The organism is Pedobacter sp. UYP1, assembly GCF_040547305.1.
Classification (GTDB): Bacteria; Bacteroidota; Bacteroidia; order Sphingobacteriales; family Sphingobacteriaceae; genus Pedobacter.
On the sequence record NZ_JBEPPL010000004.1, the window covers coordinates 51,502 to 71,548 of the forward strand.

The 20,047-nt window shown below is 39.5% G+C and carries 12 protein-coding genes; 7 read left to right on the plus strand and 5 right to left on the minus strand.

Features of this window, described 5'->3' with window-relative positions:
• The first annotated feature begins 155 nt into the window (after positions 1–155).
• From ABIB30_RS10365 to ABIB30_RS10385, 5 genes are all read left to right on the plus strand, one after another.
• Complete coding sequence (locus ABIB30_RS10365; RefSeq protein ID WP_354301719.1) at positions 156–1,427, plus strand: Gfo/Idh/MocA family oxidoreductase; 1,272 nt, start codon at positions 156–158, stop codon at positions 1,425–1,427.
• Between the two features lie 44 nt (positions 1,428–1,471).
• Positions 1,472–4,891, plus strand: a complete 3,420-nt coding sequence (locus tag ABIB30_RS10370; RefSeq protein WP_354301721.1) for a DUF1080 domain-containing protein — start codon at positions 1,472–1,474, stop codon at positions 4,889–4,891.
• A gap of 7 nt (positions 4,892–4,898) precedes the next feature.
• Positions 4,899–6,359 carry a Gfo/Idh/MocA family protein gene (locus ABIB30_RS10375; RefSeq protein ID WP_354301723.1) on the plus strand — a complete coding sequence of 487 codons (1,461 nt, stop codon included), beginning with the start codon at positions 4,899–4,901 and terminating at the stop codon, positions 6,357–6,359.
• Between the two features lie 14 nt (positions 6,360–6,373).
• Positions 6,374–7,459, plus strand: coding sequence for a Gfo/Idh/MocA family protein (locus tag ABIB30_RS10380; RefSeq protein WP_354301725.1), 1,086 nt, complete (start codon positions 6,374–6,376; stop codon positions 7,457–7,459).
• 197 nt (positions 7,460–7,656) lie between these two features.
• The gene (locus tag ABIB30_RS10385; RefSeq protein ID WP_354301727.1) at positions 7,657–8,577 is read left to right on the plus strand and encodes a response regulator transcription factor; all 921 of its coding nucleotides are present in this window, start codon (positions 7,657–7,659) and stop codon (positions 8,575–8,577) included.
• A 443-nt stretch (positions 8,578–9,020) separates the two neighbouring features.
• On the opposite strand, the gene ABIB30_RS10390 is transcribed toward ABIB30_RS10385, so the two are convergent.
• Complete coding sequence (locus tag ABIB30_RS10390; RefSeq protein ID WP_354301729.1) at positions 9,021–9,605, minus strand: GyrI-like domain-containing protein; 585 nt, start codon at positions 9,603–9,605, stop codon at positions 9,021–9,023.
• 347 nt (positions 9,606–9,952) lie between these two features.
• Here ABIB30_RS10390 and ABIB30_RS10395 point away from each other — a divergent pair, with 347 nt between their 5' ends.
• Entirely contained in the window at positions 9,953–11,257 is a 1,305-nt protein-coding gene (locus ABIB30_RS10395) for an alpha-L-fucosidase (protein WP_354301731.1), read from the plus strand.
• A gap of 101 nt (positions 11,258–11,358) precedes the next feature.
• Here the strand turns inward: ABIB30_RS10395 and ABIB30_RS10400 are convergent, their stop codons facing one another.
• The 4 genes from ABIB30_RS10400 to ABIB30_RS10415 all read right to left on the minus strand — a co-directional run bounded on the left by ABIB30_RS10400 (position 11,359) and on the right by ABIB30_RS10415 (position 18,339).
• On the minus strand, positions 11,359–12,768 hold the full coding sequence (locus tag ABIB30_RS10400) for a sugar porter family MFS transporter (protein WP_354301733.1): 1,410 nt from the start codon (positions 12,766–12,768) through the stop codon (positions 11,359–11,361).
• Between the two features lie 17 nt (positions 12,769–12,785).
• Positions 12,786–15,698: a glycoside hydrolase family 38 N-terminal domain-containing protein gene (locus tag ABIB30_RS10405; protein WP_354301735.1), complete on the minus strand. Its 2,913-nt coding sequence runs from the start codon at positions 15,696–15,698 to the stop codon at positions 12,786–12,788.
• Positions 15,699–15,718: 20 nt separating this feature from the next.
• Complete coding sequence (locus tag ABIB30_RS10410) at positions 15,719–17,524, minus strand: class I mannose-6-phosphate isomerase (protein ID WP_354301737.1); 1,806 nt, start codon at positions 17,522–17,524, stop codon at positions 15,719–15,721.
• A gap of 80 nt (positions 17,525–17,604) precedes the next feature.
• Positions 17,605–18,339, minus strand: coding sequence for a GntR family transcriptional regulator (locus ABIB30_RS10415; protein ID WP_354301739.1), 735 nt, complete (start codon positions 18,337–18,339; stop codon positions 17,605–17,607).
• Between the two features lie 401 nt (positions 18,340–18,740).
• Between ABIB30_RS10415 and ABIB30_RS10420 the strand changes: the two genes are divergently transcribed.
• A complete protein-coding gene (locus ABIB30_RS10420; protein ID WP_354301741.1) occupies positions 18,741–20,036 on the plus strand; it encodes a glucosidase family protein in 1,296 nt (431 codons plus the stop codon).
• Positions 20,037–20,047: the final 11 nt, after the last annotated feature.

The following is a 20,047-nucleotide window of genomic DNA, read 5'->3' on the forward strand; positions in this document are numbered from 1 at the left end:
TTATCAACAATGATACATCGGTTTTTCGGTAATAATATTATATTTGGAATAAGAGAGATGCTGATTTTAAGGTTGGTGGGGAACGTATTAAAATAAAAAAAACTGAACAATATCCTTACAATAGTATATATGAAACCTAACCAAATAATATATATATGCAACCTGAAGAACCAAATTCAAGAAGAAACTTCATTAAAAAAACGGCGGTGGGACTTGCCGTATTTTCAATTGTCCCGAGATACGTCCTTGGAGGAAATGGATTTATAGCCCCAAGTGACAAACTAACTAAAGCTGTTATCGGTGTCGGCGGAATGGGCCGGAATCATTTTCCTTATGATGGTACACAAGTAGTTGCAATTTGTGATGTTGATAAAAGACATCTTGCATTGTCTTTGCCAATGCTGGATAAAGGCGTAAAAACTTTTAGTGATTACAGGGAACTGATCAAACTTCCTGAAGTGGATATTGTACATATTGCGACTCCTCCGCACTGGCACGGTATTATGTCTGTTGATGCGGCAAATGCTGGCAAAGATGTCTGGTGTGAAAAGCCGATGACGCACAGTATAGGTGAAGGAAAAAGGGTAATGGAAGCGGTTCAGCAACATGGCCGGATCTTCCGTTTGAATACCTGGTTTCGCTTTAAGGATGATTTTTATGGAATGGGAACCCCTGTGAAACCAATTAAGAAATTGGTTGATAGTGGGTTACTTGGCTGGCCTTTGAAAGTAACTGTGAGTAAGCATACCGGTTTTGACTGGAAATTTTACTGGGTAGGAAAAGATAATTTACCTGTTGAGCCTGTACCTGCAGAATTAGATTATGAATCATGGCTGGGCCCTGCACAGTATAAGCCTTATAGTACGCATCGTGTACATCAGACTTTTAGAGGCTACTGGGATTATGATGGGGGTGGATTAAGTGATATGGGGCAGCACTATATTGATCCGATCCAGTATTTTCTGGGTAAGGACGATACCAGTCCGGTTTCAGTTGAAATAGATGCGCCGCAACAGCATACAGATGCAGTAGGTGTCTGGCGCAGAATTACTTATACTTATGCAGATGGATGCCAGATTATTCTGGATGGTGAAGGAAAGGATACCAATGTACCTTATATTGAAGGGCCAAAGGGTAAACTCTATCCTGGATTTAAGTCGGATATTCCGGACCTGGAAAGAAAACTGGCCAGTTTCCCTGATCCCGCACCGCAAATGACTGATTTTACGCAGGCGGTTAAAACCAGGCAGCAATTTGCATTGAATGAGCAGAATGGTCACCGGTCTTGCAATATCATCAATATGGGATTGATTGCTTTACGTTTAGGACGTTCGCTAAAATTTGATCCCGTAAAGCAGGTATTTATAGATGATGATGCCGCAAACAGGTTAATCAACCCGGTTTTGCGTGCACCGTGGACTATTTAAATTATTCATTTTTCAACTTAAAAAACCGCTAATTATTCTAGCTCATGATAAAAAATATATTTTTTATACTGCTGGCTGTTGCCCTGTTACAAAACGATGCTTTTGCCCAGGGGAAAACCGACCAGCGCACAACAACAACCCAAATTGCAGATTTATATGCACAATTACCTGCTCAAAATGCTGAATTGTTAAATGCAGGAATGCAGGAAATCTCTAATATGGGAGAAGATGGCTATGCAACGATGATTAGTGGCATGGCCGACCAGGGAAAAGGCAATAATGCTTTATTGGAATATGCGGTAGGTGGTTTCTCTGCTTATGCAAGCAAAACCGGGCGTGAAAACGCAAAAAAGATGAGCATTAGCGCTTACTGTAAGGCTTTGACCAAATTATCTGATGTCAAAAATAAAGCTTTCATTATTAGTCAGCTGGAATTAGTTGGAGATGATAGCGCCATTTCTTGTTTACAAGGTTTTCTGAGCGATAGCCAGCTTTCAGATCCTGCAGCCAGAGCCTTGGTGAAAATCAACTCTCCGGCTTCAAAAAGTGCTTTGTTAACCGGGCTGGCGAAGGCTACCGGCCAGTCACAACTGGCTATTGTAAATGCACTAGGAGATAGCCGCTCCAAAGATGCGGCAGAAGCGATTAACAAACTTGCTGGTAGTGATCAACCGGAATTGAAAAAAGTAGCATTGTATGCGCTGGCTAATATCGCTGACCCTTCGTCAGAAAAAATAATGACTGCAGCAGCAGAGAAAAGTGGGTTTCAATATGAAAATACGAATGCTACTGCGTCAGCATTACTTTATGCAGAAAATTTGTTAAAAGATGGAAATAATACTTTGTCTGGTCAGCTCGCAGAATCTTTTTTGAAACAAGCATCGGCAGACAACCAGAATGGTATTCGCTCTGCGGCGCTTAAGATATTGACAGACAGTCGTAAAGATCAAGGGTCAAATCTCTTAATTGAAGCAGTCGGTGATAAGAATAGTCAATACCGCGCTGCAGCATTAAAATTTGCTGTACCTTATTTAAATCCAACATCTACAGTTCTTTGGATTAGTAAATTAGACAAATCTGATGCAGCTACGAAAGCAGAAATCATTAATATGCTGGGTGCAAATGAGGCGAAAGATGCTTTACCAGCCATACTTAAATTATTGAACAGCAATGATCAGGGGGTTAAATATGCCGCAATCAATGCGGCTGTAAATATAGGTCAGAGCCTGGTTTTAGGTGATTTACTCCGGGTGATGAGTAAAGGCGATGCGGCTACCGCAGCAGTAGTGTCTGATGCGGTTAAAAGAATGAAAGGTGACGGTATTACCTCGCAGTTGGCACAATACATAGCGAAATCGAATCCTGCAATGCAGATTACCCTGATTAACCTGCTGGCATCGCGTGCAGCAAATGATCAGCTGCCTGCAATAACTGATTTGCTGAAGAATAAGAATCCCGAAGTCAGACAAGCTGCTTTTACTGCCTTAAAATCGGTAGTGACGGGTGCTAATCTTTCTCAATTGTTCACACTATTGAACGAGACTTCTGATCAGACCGCATTAACTAGTATACAAGATGCAATTATTTCAGCTAATCTGGGAACGGCAAATAAAATTGAGCAAACAGATCAGCTATTACAGCAAATGGACAAAGCTGCTGCTGATAAAAAGCCTCTTTTTTACAAAATGCTGGCTAGTTTAGGTGGAGCTAAAGGCCTGGAAGCGGTTCAAAATGGTTTCAACACCGGCAATGAACAGCAGCAAAAATCTGCTATAGCTGCTTTGGCTTTTTGGGCGGATGGTGAAGCTGCCAGACCATTGATCCGGATTGCAAAAGAAACTAAAAATAGTGATCAGGCGAACCAGGCAATTGATGGTTACCTGACTTTGATCAGAAAAGGTGACTACCCTGCGGAACAGCGGTTATTATTATTGCGCGAGGCGATGATTTTGGCGAAAATGCCAGTACAGCAACAACAAATTTTAAAAGATGCGGAAAATGCTAAATGCTTTAATTCGTTGATTTTTGCAGGAAAATATCTTGATGATCCTGCGCTTGCGGCAACTGCTGCCAATACTGTGATGAATATTGCATTAGCTGATAAATCTTATCAAGGTGATTTTGTAAGGGGCTTACTGGATAAAACGATCGCTTCTTTAAAAGGCGCAGATGGTGAATATCAAAAGCAAGCTATACGTAAATATCTGGCTGAAATGCCGCAGGGTGAAGGGTTTGTTCAGGTTTTTAATGGAAAAGACCTGACTGGCTGGAAAGGGTTAGTTGAAGATCCAATCAAAAGAGCTAAAATGGATCCTAAAGATTTAGCTGCTGCACAGGAAAAGGCTAATGTCGAAATGCTGGATAGCTGGCATGTAGTTAATGGTGAACTGCTGTTTATGAGCCATGGAAATAACCTGGCGACTATTAAAAAATATGGTGATTTTGAAATGTTGGTGGACTGGAAAATCATTGACGATCATAAGCAGAAAGGTGATGCTGGAATTTATCTCCGTGGATCTCCACAGGTTCAAATCTGGGATAATGCAAGGGTAAAAGAAGGTGCACAGGTTGGCTCAGGTGGTTTATATAATAACCAGGTGAATGAAAGTAAGCCTTTGAAGGTTGCTGATAATAAGCTGGATGAGTGGAATACCTTTCGTATTTTAATGAAAGGAGATCGTGTTACGGTTTATTTAAATGGTGAATTAGTAACAGATAATGTGATTCTTGAAAATTACTGGGACAGAACGCTGCCGATCTTTGCAGAAGAGCAGATTGAGTTACAGGCACATGGCTCTCCGGTTGCTTATCGCGATGTGTATATCAGAGAAATTCCGCGTGAAAAGCCATTTGAATTAAGTCCGGCAGAAAAAAAAGAAGGTTTTAAAGTTTTATTTGACGGTACTAATATGCATAACTGGATGGGAAATACTACTGATTATGTAATTGAGAATGGAAATATAGCTATCCGTCCTAAACCAGGAAAAGGCTCTGGCGGTAATTTATTCACGAAAGATGAATATAGCAATTTTGTGTTCCGCTTTGAATTTCAATTGACCCCGGGTGCAAATAATGGACTGGGAATCAGGGCTCCGCTTGAGGGAGACGCCGCATACGAAGGGATGGAACTGCAAATTTTAGATAATGACGCACCGATTTATAAAGATTTGCATGCTTATCAGTTTCACGGGTCAATCTATGGAACCATTGCTGCAAAAAAAGGATTCCTGAAGCCTGTCGGAGAATGGAATTATGAAGAAGTAATTGTAAAAGGGTCTAAGGTTAAAGTGATTTTAAATGGCACATCTATTCTGGATGCAGATATTACCGATGCGCGGAAAAATGGTGCTGCTGATGGGCAGAAACATCCTGGATTAAGCCGTGATAGTGGCCATATTGGTTTTTTGGGCCATGGTTCTCCAGTACAGTTCAAAAATATAAGAATCAAGGATTTAGGTAAATAAAAAATTTATGATTGAAGAGCAAAAAAATTCAACTGCTGATAATTCAAGAAGAGACTTTATTAAAAACTCTGCGATTGCCGCAGCAGCATTCATGATTGTGCCCCGCCATGTTTTAGGTGGAAAGGGTTTTTTGGCACCTAGTGACCGTTTAATGGTTGCTGGTGTTGGGGTAGGAGGAAAAGGAGAGAGTAATTTAAGCAATATCTATAAAGGCGGAAAAGCTGATATTGCCTTTCTCTGTGATGTAGATGACAGAAGAGCTGCAAATTCGGTAAAGAGCTTCCCTAAAGCAAAATATTACAAGGACTACCGCGAGATGCTGGAGAAAGAAGGCAAAAATATTGATGGTGTAGTGGTTTCTACACCAGATCATAACCACGCCATGATCGCTATGGCTGCTATGCAGTTAGGGAAACATGTTTATGTGGAGAAACCTTTGGCTCATGATATTTATGAGGCGCGTAAATTAACAGAAGCAGCTGCGCGTTACCGTGTAGTTACACAGATGGGTAACCAGGGCGCATCAGGAGATGGTGTAAGACAGCTACAGGATTGGTGCGATGATGGTGTGATTGGAAAGGTACATAATGTGTATTGCTGGACTGATCGTCCGATATGGCCACAGGGAATTCCGTGGCCTGCTGCGGGTGGTACGCCCGTGCCGAAAGAACTGGACTGGGATCTTTGGCTGGGCAGTGCACCCAATAAACCCTATATCGATAAATTAGTTCCTTTTAACTGGCGCGGTTGGTGGGACTATGGAACCGGAGCAATCGGAGATATGGGCTGCCATTTGGTGGAACCGCCTTTCAGGGTATTAGGCTTAAGTACACCGATTGATGTGCAATGTAGTGTTGGAAGTATTTATGTAGATGAATTTAAACGTGGATATTTCCCGGATAGCTGCCCTCCTTCGAGTCATGTAATTATGACGTTTGAGAAAACTAAAAAGACGAAGGATGATTTGCAGATTCACTGGATGGATGGAGGTATTAAGCCGGCACGTCCGGAGGAATTGGGTGCAAATGAGAGCTTTGGAGCCAACGGAGTTTTATTTGAGGGAACGAAAGGTAAAATGATGTGTGATGTTTATGGTTCTAACCCGAGACTTTTACCCTTGTCGCGCAATAATGAGGTCCATACTAAACAAAAGATAGAGAGAGTGAAAGGTGGTGTAGACGGACATTATTGGCAATGGGTAGAGGCTGCTATTGCTGGTTATGGCAAAATACAGTTAAGTTCTCCTTTTGATATTGCAGGGCCTTTGACTGAGACGCTGTTAATTGCTAATCTGGCGATCAGAGGTACTGAAATTCAGAAAGCAAAAGCTACTGGAACCGGTTTTGATTATCCTGGGAGGGACATTAAATTACTATGGGATAAGCAAAATCTCAGAGTGACGAATTTTGATGAGGTCAATCAATACATCAAAAGAGAATATCGTCAAGGATGGAGTTTAGGCGCTTAATGGAATAAAATATAATGACTTTAAATAAAAAGAACCTGCGGGTACTTGTAGTAGGTTGCGGTAACATGGGGGCTTCCCATGCTACCGCTTACCATACTTTAGAAGGATTTGAAATCTGCGGACTGGTTTCGACAGGAAATAGCAAAATAGTTTTAAATGAACAGTTAGGGGGTAGCTATCCGCTTTTCAGTGATTATGAAGAGGCTTTGAAGGCTACCAGTCCAGATGCAGTCTGTATTTCTACTTATCCGGATACCCATGAGACATTTGCAGTTCAGGCAATGGAAAACGGATGCCATGTTTTTATAGAAAAGCCTCTGGCTGATTCTCTGGAAGGGGCACAGCGTGTAGTTGATGCGGCTCAAAAATTTGGTAAGAAATTATTGGTAGGGTATATTTTACGCTATCATCCTTCGTGGCAGAAGTTTATCGAGCTATCTTCAGAATTAGGAAAACCACTAGTTATGCGGATGAATTTAAATCAGCAGAGCCAGGGAGCAAAATGGCTGGTACACCGTAACCTGATGAAGAGTTTAAGCCCTATAGTAGATTGCGGAGTGCATTATATTGATGTAATGTGCCAGATGACACGATCTAAACCTGTTCAGGTGAATGCTATTGGGGCCAGGCTTACCACTGATATCAGTGAGGATACTTATAACTATGGACAGTTGCAGATTCGTTTCGAGGATGGTTCAGTAGGCTGGTATGAGTCTGGATGGGGGCCTATGATGAGTGAAACTGCGTTTTTCATTAAGGATGTGATCGGGCCGAATGGAGCAGTGTCAATTGTAGCGAAGGATGCAGCAGGAACAGGTAAATCAGCATCTATAGCCGCGCATACAAAAACGGAATCCATAAAAGTACATTATGCAGCGCTGGACGACCAGGATCGTTTTATAAAGCAGGATACCTGGATTGATCTAGCTGATGAACCAGATCACCAGGAGCTTTGTAACCGGGAACAACAATATTTTCTAAAATCAATTTTGGAAGATATAGATTTGACTAGTTCTTCAAACGATGCGATAAATAGTTTAAGAATTGCGTTTGCTTGCGATGAATCAGTTAAAACAGGGCAAACAATCATACTTTCTTAGCTTATGCGGTTAATAAATTACTCTTTTCAGGAATAAAACCTGTAAGTCTGAGGAAATAATGCAATTATTCAGGTGTTTTGGATTTCAGATAGACAATTATTAGTTTAGCTTAAATAAAAACGCTTTATTTGTATGGTTAATTTTGTTTTAGCTATAAATTTTGTCGTGATAACTAATCACATTAATCTATTCGTCCTATGCTAGTCTTCGGTACAGAAATGGAGCTGATAACCTTCATTTTTGTGTTATTCGAATGTCTTATATTCTTTTTCCAGTTTATCTATTACTTGTTCAGACCGCAGGATAAAAAAAGGTTGTTCTATCTGATCTTACTTTTTTTATTGCTGATTTATAATTTCGGTGCAAATCTCTTTCCTGATGAACGCATTCCATTGCCTGTTATTCTTCAGAATATTATAGCCTATAGCAGCGGATTTTTGATGGCTGCTTATATACCTTATTATTTTTATAAGGTATATGAGTTGAAAAAACTTCGTTTTCTGGCCTATTATGGAACATTGCTGTTTATCGTTGCTCCCTTTGTCTTATTTTTTATTATTGGTTATTCTCTGGATGGAGATCTGGACAATGCCAGTCAGCGGGGGCTTTTTATACCCATGTTATATGGTGGATATTTTGTCTATGCGATTTTTAAAGAGGTTTATAAAAAATTAAAAGAGAATGTAAACAGTGAAAATATTATCAATGCTGTAATTGTCTGCTGTGCTGTTTTACCGTGGTCAATTTTACCAGTTATTGTTTATATGGATTGTAGTCAGACAGTAGAGGTATTGGTTTGTAATAGTGGTTTTTGCATTATGACCATTATTTTCATCAGACAATCCATTAAAGAGTCGAAGGCTGAGTATAAATTATTACAGGAGATGAATAAGGGGCAGGTCAAGCAGGAAGAAAGATATGAGCTGAACTGTAAACTTTACAATTTAACGGCCAGGGAAACGGGAATTGTAAAACTGATTGATAAGGGATTAAAGTATAAATCTATTGCTGAAGAATTGTTCATTTCTGAGAGAACGGTATCAAAACATGTACAGAATATTTTCATAAAAGTGGGTGTCTCCAATAAAGTGGAGCTGATCAAAAAACTTAATGAATGATCCTGTAATTCTATTTAAATGAGGCTTTGTTCACAAAATACGCTGTTTTACGTACTCGATTTACTTGTTTTTACGTATTTGGTTTTCCATAGGATGTGACGAGTTTTGTGAGTAGGTATTAACCTCTTGGGGGTGTTTTGAAAATACAGGATTGAAGTGTAGTACCTACAGGGACTACATTTCAAACACCTGTATTTATAATTAATCAATTGACTATTTATACGATGACAAAGAGTTTAATTTTGGATTTGACGGATACCTATCCGGATTTTGAGTACGCCGCACATTTATTGCACAAGTTCATATGTGCCGTAGACATTTTTACAATTTTGCTTAAGGATGGCAAAATCGTTCATTATAGAGCTACGGATACTGAACTGTTCAAAGGCTGGCTACTTGCAAATCGTATAGAAAATATTAAGCCCGATCAAATTCAATTCTGATTACTTTACAGGTTGCCGCAATATGGTTTTTAGTTTTTCAGGAACCGTGTTTCTAAAATCACTCAGATAAACTTCATGATGCAACCCGGTTTTCTGCAGACCTTTTTTTGCGATAAAAGCATGGAGTTGCTGTATAGCATCAGGTTCTGTACTAAAAGGCCCTGTATGAAGTACTTGTACCACGTTGCTCTCCCGCATCGTATAAAGTTCTATTTCTTTAGCTAAAAGTAGCTGTTTTCTTGAAGTGACTTGTTCAATAGCAGTACACAACGATTCTTGCTGAATATAAGCAGGCATCCGGATCAGTAATTTGTATTTCCATTTTGCACGGGGAGTTTGTGCATCAAGGTCCCATAAGCCTTCCAGTTTTGATATCATAAAATCCTGATTAATTGCTCTATGCATAAACTTTATGGCATAAGCGGTTGCGTATAAAGCTTGAACCTTAGCTGCGAAAGGGTGGTCGTTTGGGTCTCCAATACCTGAAATGGCTATATAGTTAGCTTGATCCAGGTCTAATAAAGCGGGAGCTTTACCTGCGGAGTAATAAGTTTTAAAAAGTTTTGTCAAGTCTAATTTTCTCATTTTTTGTTTTATTGAACTGCTAAGGAACGGCCGGGTGGTGACAGCCCTATGTCAGCAGTTCTGAGAATTATTTAATAGCCTAAAGGATTAAATTTTTGTTGTCTTTAGTTATTGAATGAGGAGGGAAATTCCAGTACATGTACTACTCATTAATCAATTGTTAACCGGAGTTATATATGCCTGTGCAGGTCTTTTTATGAACAGCTGGTTTTGTATTATTTTCAGGAGGAATAAAAATTTCAGGGGAATTATTCAATAAAAAAAACAGATAAATCATATGTTTATGAACCAAATAACAAACAATTATGATAGGACGGTTCCTTTTAAGATTAAGCTGCTTTTTTTTGATGACCACGATGCTTGTTACCGCTGTAACAGCACAATCAAAGATTAATCCTGACGCTATCAGGACTAAAATGCAATGGTTTGCCGATGCAAAACTAGGGATATTCATTCACTGGGGTATTTACTCGGTGAACGGAATCGATGAAAGCTGGAGTTTTTATAATAAAAAGATTAGCCACGCCGATTATATGAAACAGCTAAACGGCTTTACCGCTGCTCAATATGATCCTGAAGCTTGGGCCGCATTAATTAAGGAGAGTGGCGCTAAATATGCAGTAATGACCACTAAACATCATGATGGTGTTGCGCTTTGGAACACCAAACAAAAACATTATAGCGTTGTCAAAAATACACCTGCAAAAAGAGATCTGCTGACGCCATTTTATGCAGCTCTTGATAAACAGGGGATCAAACGCGGTGCTTATTATTCTTTGATAGACTGGAGTTCGCCAGATTATCCAGCATTTACAAAAGATAGTACGCGTTATAAAATAAGTGATGATCCGGCGCGCTGGCAGCGTTTTCTGACTTTCAACCAGGCTCAGATTGATGAGGTAAATAAAACATTTAAACCTGATTTGTGGTGGTTTGATGGAGATTGGGAACATTCTGCTGCCGAATGGAAAGCACCGTTGATCCGTCAGAATATTTTAAAAATCAAGCCGGATGCTATCCTTAACGGACGTTTGCAAGGTTATGGCGATTACGATACGCCTGAACAGAATTTCCCGGTTAGCAGGCCTCATTTTAACTGGTGGGAGCTTTGTATGACGATTAATAATAACTGGGGTTATCAGCCGCAGGATACCGCATGGAAAACACCCGCTGAAGTGATTTCCATTTTTGCAGATGCCATCAGCAATGGTGGAAATATGCTGCTGGATATTGGCCCGAAAGAAGACGGTACGCTACCAGAACAGGAGGTTCATATTCTGAAAGAACTGGGCAAATGGAATAAGAAAAATGGAGAAGCCATTTTTAATACATTAGGTGGTTTACCACAAGGCCATTTCTATGGACCTACTACTTTATCAAAAGATTCTACTACGTTGTACCTATTTCTTCCGGGAAAGGTTTCCGGAAATGTAGTGGTAAAAGGATTGAAGAATACCATCAAAAAGATTCGTGTAGTTGGTACTTCCAGAACAATTGAACCCAAAATAGTTGGTAAAATCTCCTGGAGTCCGGTTCCGGGATTAGTATTTATTGATGTTCCTGAAGATACACAGGATGAATACATGTCGGTGCTGGCGCTGGAGCTGGATAAACCTGTGAGCTTATATCAAGGCCAGGGAGGATTAAAATAACATTGCTTATCAAAGAATACTTATATAAAGATATATAGACCTCTATATATCTTTATATAAGTATTCTTTGATATGAAACGCTTGATACTTAATTATTGATGTTAATGTATAAAGATATCCTGCACCTCTTCCAAAGACTTTCCTTTAGTTTCGGGTACCATTTTATAAACTACTATAAAGGAAACCAGGCAGCAGGAAGCGAAAAACCAGAACGTGATTGCTGCGCCAGCAGAGCCGAGCAATAAAGGAGTTAACTGACCCACTATTGTATCTGCAATCCACATGACCATGATACTTAACCCCATGGCTCTTCCACGAATTCTCGTTGGAAAAATCTCTGAGGCAATTACAAATTTTAAAGGCCCTATAGAGAAGGCAAAACAAGCAAGAAATAAAATGATACTTATAACCAATGCAATATTGTTTGTCGCTCCGCTGTAAAAGCACCAGCCTGTAAAAAACAATGAAATAGTCGCACCAATTGAACCAATGATATAAAGTGGCCTGCGCCCCATCTGGTCGACTTTCCACACAGCGATCAGCGTGAAAAGGAAATTTGCCAAACCGAAAATAATCTGCCCTAACAAGGCATTACTAATATTTATTCCTGCATCGTTTAAAATACGGGGCCCATAATAGATGATCGCATTGATCCCGCTGAACTGGGAGAATAAAGGGAGTAACAAACCAATCAATAACGGCCTTCTCATCTCTTTTGCAAATAATTCTTTGTAAGAACCTGATTCCTTTTCTGGCGTTTTTTTGAGTAATATGACATCGGCAGCCGCATTTGCGGAACCATTGATCCTGGTCAATATACTTATACCTTCCTTTTCTCTTCCCTGATGAATCAACCATCTTGGACTCTCTGGTACAAAGCATAGTCCAACCAAGAATAACAGAGATGGAATGACCCCAAGACCCAGCATAGCTCTCCATACTTCCTTAATCAATATATAATCCAATAGTTCTCCCAGAGATTGCTGATGATAAGTTAATGATAGATTTAATAAACCCGCATTAGTTAAGTATGCAACAAGAATACCTGCTGTTATCGCCAGCTGATAAAAAGTAACCAGCCGGCCTCGGATAGCCGCCGGAGCTATTTCTGAAATATACAAGGGGGCGACGATGGACGCCACACCGACACCCATGCCGCCCATCATCCTTGCCAGAATTAATATGGTATAATCAGCAGAGCCAGCAGTACCGACTGCAGATAACAAGAATAGAATTGCTGATAACATCAGCATTTTCTTTCTGCCAAAACGATCACTTAGTGCCCCGGCAAAAGCGACACCAATAATACAGCCTACCAGTGCTGAAGAAACAAACCAGCCTTCTGCCGCTGGTGATAAACTAAATTGTTGTTTTACAAAAGGTAATACTCCCGAAATAACGGCCATATCAAAGCCGAATAGCAGGCCGCCCAATGTAGCTACTAAAGTAATTGCTATTAAAAAAACGGTTGATTTTGGAGAGGATACCTGTGGGTCATTCTTTTGGTTCATGGCTGTTCAAGATTGATTCAATTTTCAATATAAATTGTCATTATCCCTTTTGCTGAAAGGGTAAAGTGGTTCTTCAATGACTTTTTGCGTGTTTCTAAAAGATCGCTTTCCCAAATCGTGAGGGAGGAATTGTTTTTCGGACTGATATTAATCTGGCTATCCTGATCACCACAATTTACAAGTTGTAACAGAATCCCTTTTCCATCGTCAGATTTTTTGATAGCCTCAATATAAGTATGAGTTCCATTAACAGTAAAGGGCAGGCCTTTTTCTAAAGTTACAGCAGCGGGTGCAACAAGCAATGGCTGGTGGTTACTTAATCCTGTTTGGTTGGCCTGATAGCTATCATAACCACGCTCATGTGCTTGAATAAAATAGCGGAAAGTAACCATTCCCTGTTGATCGGCCCTGAAATTTGTATGCCATAAGTTATTCATTACCCACGAATAGATATGAGAAGACTGAGGCGTAAAAGACAACCATAGTGGTGCATGTGGCAGTCCTCCAAGTAAATTGGCTGTGGTAATTTTTCCAATTTCAAATAATGGTGCATCAGGGCTCGATAAAGTTACCCCATAAGCATTATTTGATAAGTCTATCCATCTTTGCATCGTATACCAGTTCCTGTTGGAATAAGGTAGTTGATCTGTTTCTGCTGTAATGCTTCCCCATGGAATGCTGTAACGCACTTTGGCATCTGGGATATGAAAAGGAAAGGCAAAATGAACACTTTCTTTTGTCCTGATTGCTTTCTTATCAATAGTATTGATTAATTCAATTTTATCAAGCCCGCTAATTAACCTTATTTCCCTGGTTATCCCATTGGTACCGGGAGCCGCAGAAGTAATTAATAAACTATTGACCAAAGGCCCCTTTTCTTTGATAGTTATCCTTGCATTTGAACTGGATTGAATTTTCTCAATAGAATCACCAGGCATATACAAGTATTGATTCAGGCCGGCAGAATCTGCAGATAGATAATTTCGGTTAGTACTTATTTTAACTAGTTTTTTGATATCACCCGTTTGCGGCGCCAGCTCAATTTTATAGACTCCATTACTGATTGTATTTGAAGAGATCTGATTCATTCCAGAACCTTTGCGGTAAGCTGCCCCAACGTTGATGCTAAAAGTGCTTTTCCCCATTTGAGGTACTTGTTCTGCTATAAAAGCCAGTTCACCAGTGTTCAAACGCTGAGAAAGTACAGGTTTTCCAGATGAGTTTTTAACGAGATCGCCACGCTTGCTTAATGATGCTGGTACGTAAACTATATCTGTACGCGGCCAGGAAACGGTATTGTAAACATCTAACTGATTAGCTTTACTCAGCTCGCTTTTTAAAGATAACATGCTTAAAGTATCAATGATATCACCAGCCTTCAAGACATAAGATTGTTTGACCGCCCATTCACTTTTTACTTTTTCATCATCTGGATGAGAGACGCTATTATAAGCGCCCCAGGTATGTTCATTAAATAATAATAAATTCTTCCAGCTTTCATCAAAGCTTTGAACAGGATAGGCTGATTTATTACGAATAGCCCAAACCGCATCAGCTTGCTTAAGTTGATCAGACAGCTGCCGGCTAAGCGCGGTTTCTCTAGCTGCAGAGGATACCCCATCTGTCCAGTACTCCGTATAATCTCCCGCAAAAGAAGGGATTTTATCTGCGTATTTTTGCTCGAAGTCAGTGAAAAACTGCTTAGTAGAAGTGATAATAAGCTGCGGCGATGCATATTTTTCATTCCATGCTTTAACGGCATCGGGTAATTCAGGATCAATTGGCGCATTATCACTCATTGCCCAGGTTAGGATTGACATGTCGTATGGAAAACCTTTTTGTGCTAATTCATCCAGATAGTCAAATAAATAAGGGTTCAGGAAGTTTTCTGAAGGATGGCCTGTGTAGAAGGGTTTTGGGTCTTTGATCGTAAAGAAGTTAGGTATTTTATCCCCTTTTAACTGATAACCCAATGAATAAGGTTGGCATTGCCAGAAAAGTAGTTTCTGCTTGCCAGAAGGAGAGAGCCAGTAAAAAGGTATATCCTGCCACTTGGCCAGGTTTCCTATCCGGTCTGAAGCATTTGGGCCGGACAGGAAATATTTAATCCCTGTTTGTTCCACCTGTGCCGCTAAACCCCAGGAAGCTCCTGGTACATCGCCCTGAAATAAAGTGTTAATTTCCAATCCTTGCGCTTTGGCCAGTTTCTGTGATTTAGCAAACATTTGCATTAATTGTCTGGAATCGGTAAGACTGGTATTGATATTTCCGTAAGCACCATCCAGGCTGATCCATCCTTTTTTTACTGCATTCCAGAACCTGCTCTTTTTTTCCTGATTAGCAAGCGCAAGGTAGTTATCTACCACCCACATAGCCTCGGTTGTCCATTTGAAGCGTGCTGCAACAGGGTAGTACTGTGTTTTCTCTGCAAGCGCTATTGATTCGTCTATATTATCCAGATGTAGTTTCAGCACTTTAGACTGTGTATTCGTATAACCGATATCTACATGTGAATGAGGTAGTACATAGATATTCCAGCTCCTTGACGGTTCAACAATGCAGCGCGCCGTATAAGTTTGATGGTTAACAGCAATTGAAACTGTTGCTTGTGTAGCCTTGGTAACTGGAATACCTGGCAGCGGAATTTCCAACGACTCAGCCCCTTGCTTATTTGCAGGAATATTTATCTTTTCTGTCAGGTTATTAAAAGATACATAGATTTCCGCCTGCTGATAGTTTTTACCATTTTTAAAAATCAACCTGACCATTCTTCTGCTTACTCCCTGATATTTTAGATAAGCTATAGTTGGCTGAATTTGTATGTCAGTAAAAATGGCTCCTGCTTTCTGAGCAAATATATTGAAGCTGTTTATCGTCAGAAAAACAATAAATAGTGTTTTAAATAGATGCCTTTTAGGTGTGGTTCCCATGATGGTGGTTTTTAAATTGATTAACAACATTCGTCTTTTACAAACGCAGTGAGGACTTTCGCTCTTCCCTTACTTTTATTTATGATTTGGTATTGTAATGCTTCTGCAGGAATAATGAAGGTTTCGGCATAATGAATTTCCAGTTCCATTTCGCCAGTTCTCACCAAAATAAGGTCTCCTTCTACTAAGCTCAGGATATGACACTGCCCTTCGGTACGACCTTCAATAACCGTGTCGAATTCATAACGGTTAATCGCATAAAAATGATCAGGATGAGTAATCAGGTTAACAAGTTGCCAGTCATCGCCCTGGTTAATGATACTTTGTTTCGCAATCAGCGTATCCTTAACTACCTCACCCTTTCTTTCAAAATTCAGGTTGGCGAAAGCGCGGTCAATATTCAGTGGCCGGGGTTTACCATTTAAATCAGGACGGAGCCAGTCGTACATTTTGAAAGTGAAAATATAAGGTGTTGCACTAATTTCTAAAACCAGGTTGTTTTTGCCTGAACTATGAACAGTACCATTTGGAATCAGAAATAACTCATGTTTTTTAGAATTAAATGTCTGTACATACTTTTCTACCGCTACGGGTGTGTGGTTGTTAAAGCTGTCTTCCAGCACCAGCTTAAATTCATCCTGATCAATGTTTTCCTGGAAACCTAGATACACTTTGGCCTGTTCCTGGTGGTCCAGTATGTAATAAGTCTCATCCTGGGTAAAATCCTCACCAAAGTGTTCTTTAGTATAAGCTACAGCAGGATGGCATTGTAAGGATAATTTATCGCCATCCATGGTATCGAGGAAGTCAAAACGTATAGGGAAATGATAACCGAAACGTTTGGCTGCTTTACCTAAAATTGCCTGATTATTATGAAAAAGAAGCAGATCAAAAGCTACTTCGAGTAACTGGCCTCCATTTTCCATTACAATTCCATTTTCAGGAGCAATCAGTTCAAATGACCAGGCATAGTTTATAACAGATTGATTCAGACCGGTTATATTATCCTTGATCCACTGTCCGCCCCATACTCCGGGCTCAAACCATGGTCTGGCTCTGAAAGCATGTCTGGACATTTTGGTTAATGCTTTGCGTAATGCTATACCTGTCATCCAGGATATCTCTGTGACCCGCTGTTCGTCAACTATGATATCAATATTGGCTAATAACTGCTGTTTATGCTTGTTTAAAACCGGCCAGTCTATAAAATAGAAACGTTTATACTGTGCTTTGGGATCCGTAACTGCTAATGAACCCAAGTTATGCAAATGATTTGCTCTGGAACGGAACTGTATCTCATTTTTGGGAACATCGATATAAATGATTTTTGCATCTACAGTAGCTAATGCTGCTCCGCAACCATAGATAATGGTGAATTCTTGGGGATCAGGTTGAATTAAACTGAGTTTTGCAGGATCAAAAAAGTCTTTCAGTTCTCCGTCATATCTTTTACCAAATACAGGATCAGCTGATTGAAGATGGTCTTCAATCAGCTGATCAATTACCAAGTTGGGTTTCAGTGCAGTATCTATTGTAATCCAATGAACGGTTTTGCCTTTTTGTGTTAAATGCTGATTAAGCTGTTTTACAAAAAGGTCCCAATAGACACCAGAGTAACCATCAATAATAATATTTTGAGACTGACTGATGATCCATTCAGACAAACTATTGAAATCAGTGTTTATCGTGTCTTCAATTTTAAAAGCAGGGTAGATATCGTATCCGTGCCTGGAAGTTTGAGCTTTTTTTGCTGGAATAATAAACTGCGTCGTATTTCGCAAGGAGCCGATATCGGTATTTATTCCGTCTTTGTAAGTATCAGTCATTGTTTGGTTTTATGTTGTAATGTCCAAACATATGACATTTCTCTTAAATATTCAAAGGCCTTTTTAAAATCAATTAAAATCTAGTGATTTCTCCGGCTTTCTACGGTATAAATAAAGCTCTCTGCATTGTAATAACCTAAATTATACTCTATTGCACGATCACCCTGATCATAGACAAATCTTTTTCTAAATAAAATAGGGCTTCCGGTCTCCACTTCTAATTTACCGGCAATGAATTTGTTTGCTGTTATAGCACTGATTTCTTCCTTAGATAAATTCGCGATTACTGAATGTTCTGTTTCAAGCATTTCATATAAAGGCTGCTTAAAATCTTCTTCTCCTGTAAGACCAATCCTGGGATGAAAATAAGAAATGAAATAAACGAAAGCACCATCAGATCCACCTCGTAGACGTTCTAATTTCAAGATTTTTTTATCTGTTTTAATATCAAATAAGTTGGCAATCTGTTCGTCTGGATAGACCCAGCTCAGGTGAAGTTCATAGTTTCTGACAGGTATTCCTCTGGCTTTCATTTCTTGAGAGAAACTAAGCCAATTCATTGATTTAGAGCTTATTTTTGATGGAGCTACTTTTGTTCCATACCCTTTTTTCCGGACTAATAATTCCTCATAAACCAATTTGTTCAAGGCTTGCCGAAGTGTAGTTCTGGAGATAGCCAGCTTCTTAGCAAGATCTACTTCGTTAGGTAATAGTTTACCTGCCTGGTAAGCTGGATCTTTGATCAGCTCTCTCAATAGGAGTTCGGCCTGGATGTGAAGTGGGATATGACTTTTATGGTCAATGGAAATATTCATGGTCAACTTAATAATGATTCGATTATCGGCTATAAAATTAAGCTTTTTAGTACATACATAGCAAATAGGAATGTAGGTATATGTATGCTGTGAATTCACACCTCGAAACTGATCATTTCAGCCTAAGTTTGATGAACAAAAATGTTACTCAGACGAGAAGTTAAATGTTATCAAAATTATTATCAATATTATCTGTAAATAATAAGTAAAATGGTAATCAAACCCGGATAAAGCTTAACCGTTTTATCAATATGAAAAAAGATCATCTAAAATTTGGAAATAGCTAGAATACTTCTATGTTTGTACATAACTATTGACAACCAAATATAGACTGCAAACATGTTTTTCTCTTAAAACCGGAATCATGTTCGCTTTTATTTATTGTATTTAAATAAAACTGAATGAAAAAATATTTACTCCTTTTTTCTGCTGTTTTTTGTTTACTACATCTGCAATCTACCGCACAGGTAGCAGATAGAGCAGCACTTGCCAGCTCCATACGCGCTGATACTCGTTTAGATACGATTCAGGCAAGAGCAATTCAACTACTTACCGGGTTTTCTGCAGGTACATCTTATGACGAGGTATGGATCAGGGATTTTAACACATTCATTAAAGGCTCTTTAAAAATACAGCCCAAAGAGAAAGTCAGAAATATGCTTCTGATGTTCTTTAAAATCCAGGGTGATGATGGAAATATTGTAGATGGTGTAGTGGATAGTGCTAAAGCAAATGGCGGATATCAATACCGTTATTCTGCTTTATTACCAGGATGGGCAGCGCATAAAAATACGGTAGAAACTGACCAGGAATCATCATTAGTACAAGCGGTCAGGAAATATGTTGACGTTACAGGAGATAGGAGTATTCTTTCTGAACGTATTGGAGCTAAAACCATTTTGCAGCGTATGGAAGAATCTTTCTCCTATATCTTAAAAGACAGGTGGTCAGATAAATACGGCCTGGTAAAAGGAGCTACTACCGTTGATTGGGGAGATGTACAACCAGAAAAGGGCTGGGGAGTAGCGATCAATGCGCATACCAAATGGGCAATTGATATTTATGATAATGCCATGTTTGTTATGGCCATCAATGATTTTCTGGCCATAAAACCAGAAAACTACAAGACACAACAGGACTGGGCAAAGCTGGCTGGTACAATCAAGGCAAATGTCCGCAAACACTTGTGGATGTCAGCAGCTCAAAAATACAGACCTCATTTATACTTGAATGGTAGTCCCTTCTCCAAAACATTTGACGAGGATAAGATCTTATATTCCGGCGGCTCAGTATGTGCAATTCTGGCTGGCTTTAATACCCTAAAAGAGATACAGCAAATCAACCTTCAAATCGTAGCTGCAGCATCAAAAGAGAAGTATGCAACTATAGGTTTTACAATTTACCCTCCTTATCCGGAAAATGAATTTCCAAACATGCTTCCTTATTCTTATCAAAATGGCGGTGACTGGACTTGGTTCGGTGGCCGGATGATTAATGGTTTAATCACACATAATCTGGTTAAGGAAGCTTATGAAGAATTAATGCCTATGGTAGATCGTGCAATTGCCCATAATGGATTTTATGAATGGTATAATGTACAAACCGGCGAAGCCAAAGGGTCGGGTGATTTCAGAGGCGAAGCAGGAGTTTTATTTGATGCTGTTGAATCTCTTAAACAATGGGCAGCCAAAAATTAACAGTCGAATAG

What these genes read in the sequence shown, in the direction of transcription:
- ABIB30_RS10395 (WP_354301731.1), top strand. Translation starts at nt 9,953, where the DNA reads ATGACCACGATGCTTGTTACCGCTGTAACAGCACAATCAAAGATTAAT.
- ABIB30_RS10375 (WP_354301723.1), top strand. Translation starts at nt 4,899, where the DNA reads ATGATTGAAGAGCAAAAAAATTCAACTGCTGATAATTCAAGAAGAGAC.
- ABIB30_RS10400 (WP_354301733.1), bottom strand. Translation starts at nt 12,768, where the DNA reads ATGAACCAAAAGAATGACCCACAGGTATCCTCTCCAAAATCAACCGTT.
- ABIB30_RS10390 (WP_354301729.1), bottom strand. Translation starts at nt 9,605, where the DNA reads ATGAGAAAATTAGACTTGACAAAACTTTTTAAAACTTATTACTCCGCA.
- ABIB30_RS10415 (WP_354301739.1), bottom strand. Translation starts at nt 18,339, where the DNA reads ATGAATATTTCCATTGACCATAAAAGTCATATCCCACTTCACATCCAG.
- ABIB30_RS10385 (WP_354301727.1), top strand. Translation starts at nt 7,657, where the DNA reads ATGCTAGTCTTCGGTACAGAAATGGAGCTGATAACCTTCATTTTTGTG.
- ABIB30_RS10365 (WP_354301719.1), top strand. Translation starts at nt 156, where the DNA reads ATGCAACCTGAAGAACCAAATTCAAGAAGAAACTTCATTAAAAAAACG.
- ABIB30_RS10405 (WP_354301735.1), bottom strand. Translation starts at nt 15,698, where the DNA reads ATGGGAACCACACCTAAAAGGCATCTATTTAAAACACTATTTATTGTT.
- ABIB30_RS10380 (WP_354301725.1), top strand. Translation starts at nt 6,374, where the DNA reads ATGACTTTAAATAAAAAGAACCTGCGGGTACTTGTAGTAGGTTGCGGT.
- ABIB30_RS10420 (WP_354301741.1), top strand. Translation starts at nt 18,741, where the DNA reads ATGAAAAAATATTTACTCCTTTTTTCTGCTGTTTTTTGTTTACTACAT.
- ABIB30_RS10370 (WP_354301721.1), top strand. Translation starts at nt 1,472, where the DNA reads ATGATAAAAAATATATTTTTTATACTGCTGGCTGTTGCCCTGTTACAA.
- ABIB30_RS10410 (WP_354301737.1), bottom strand. Translation starts at nt 17,524, where the DNA reads ATGACTGATACTTACAAAGACGGAATAAATACCGATATCGGCTCCTTG.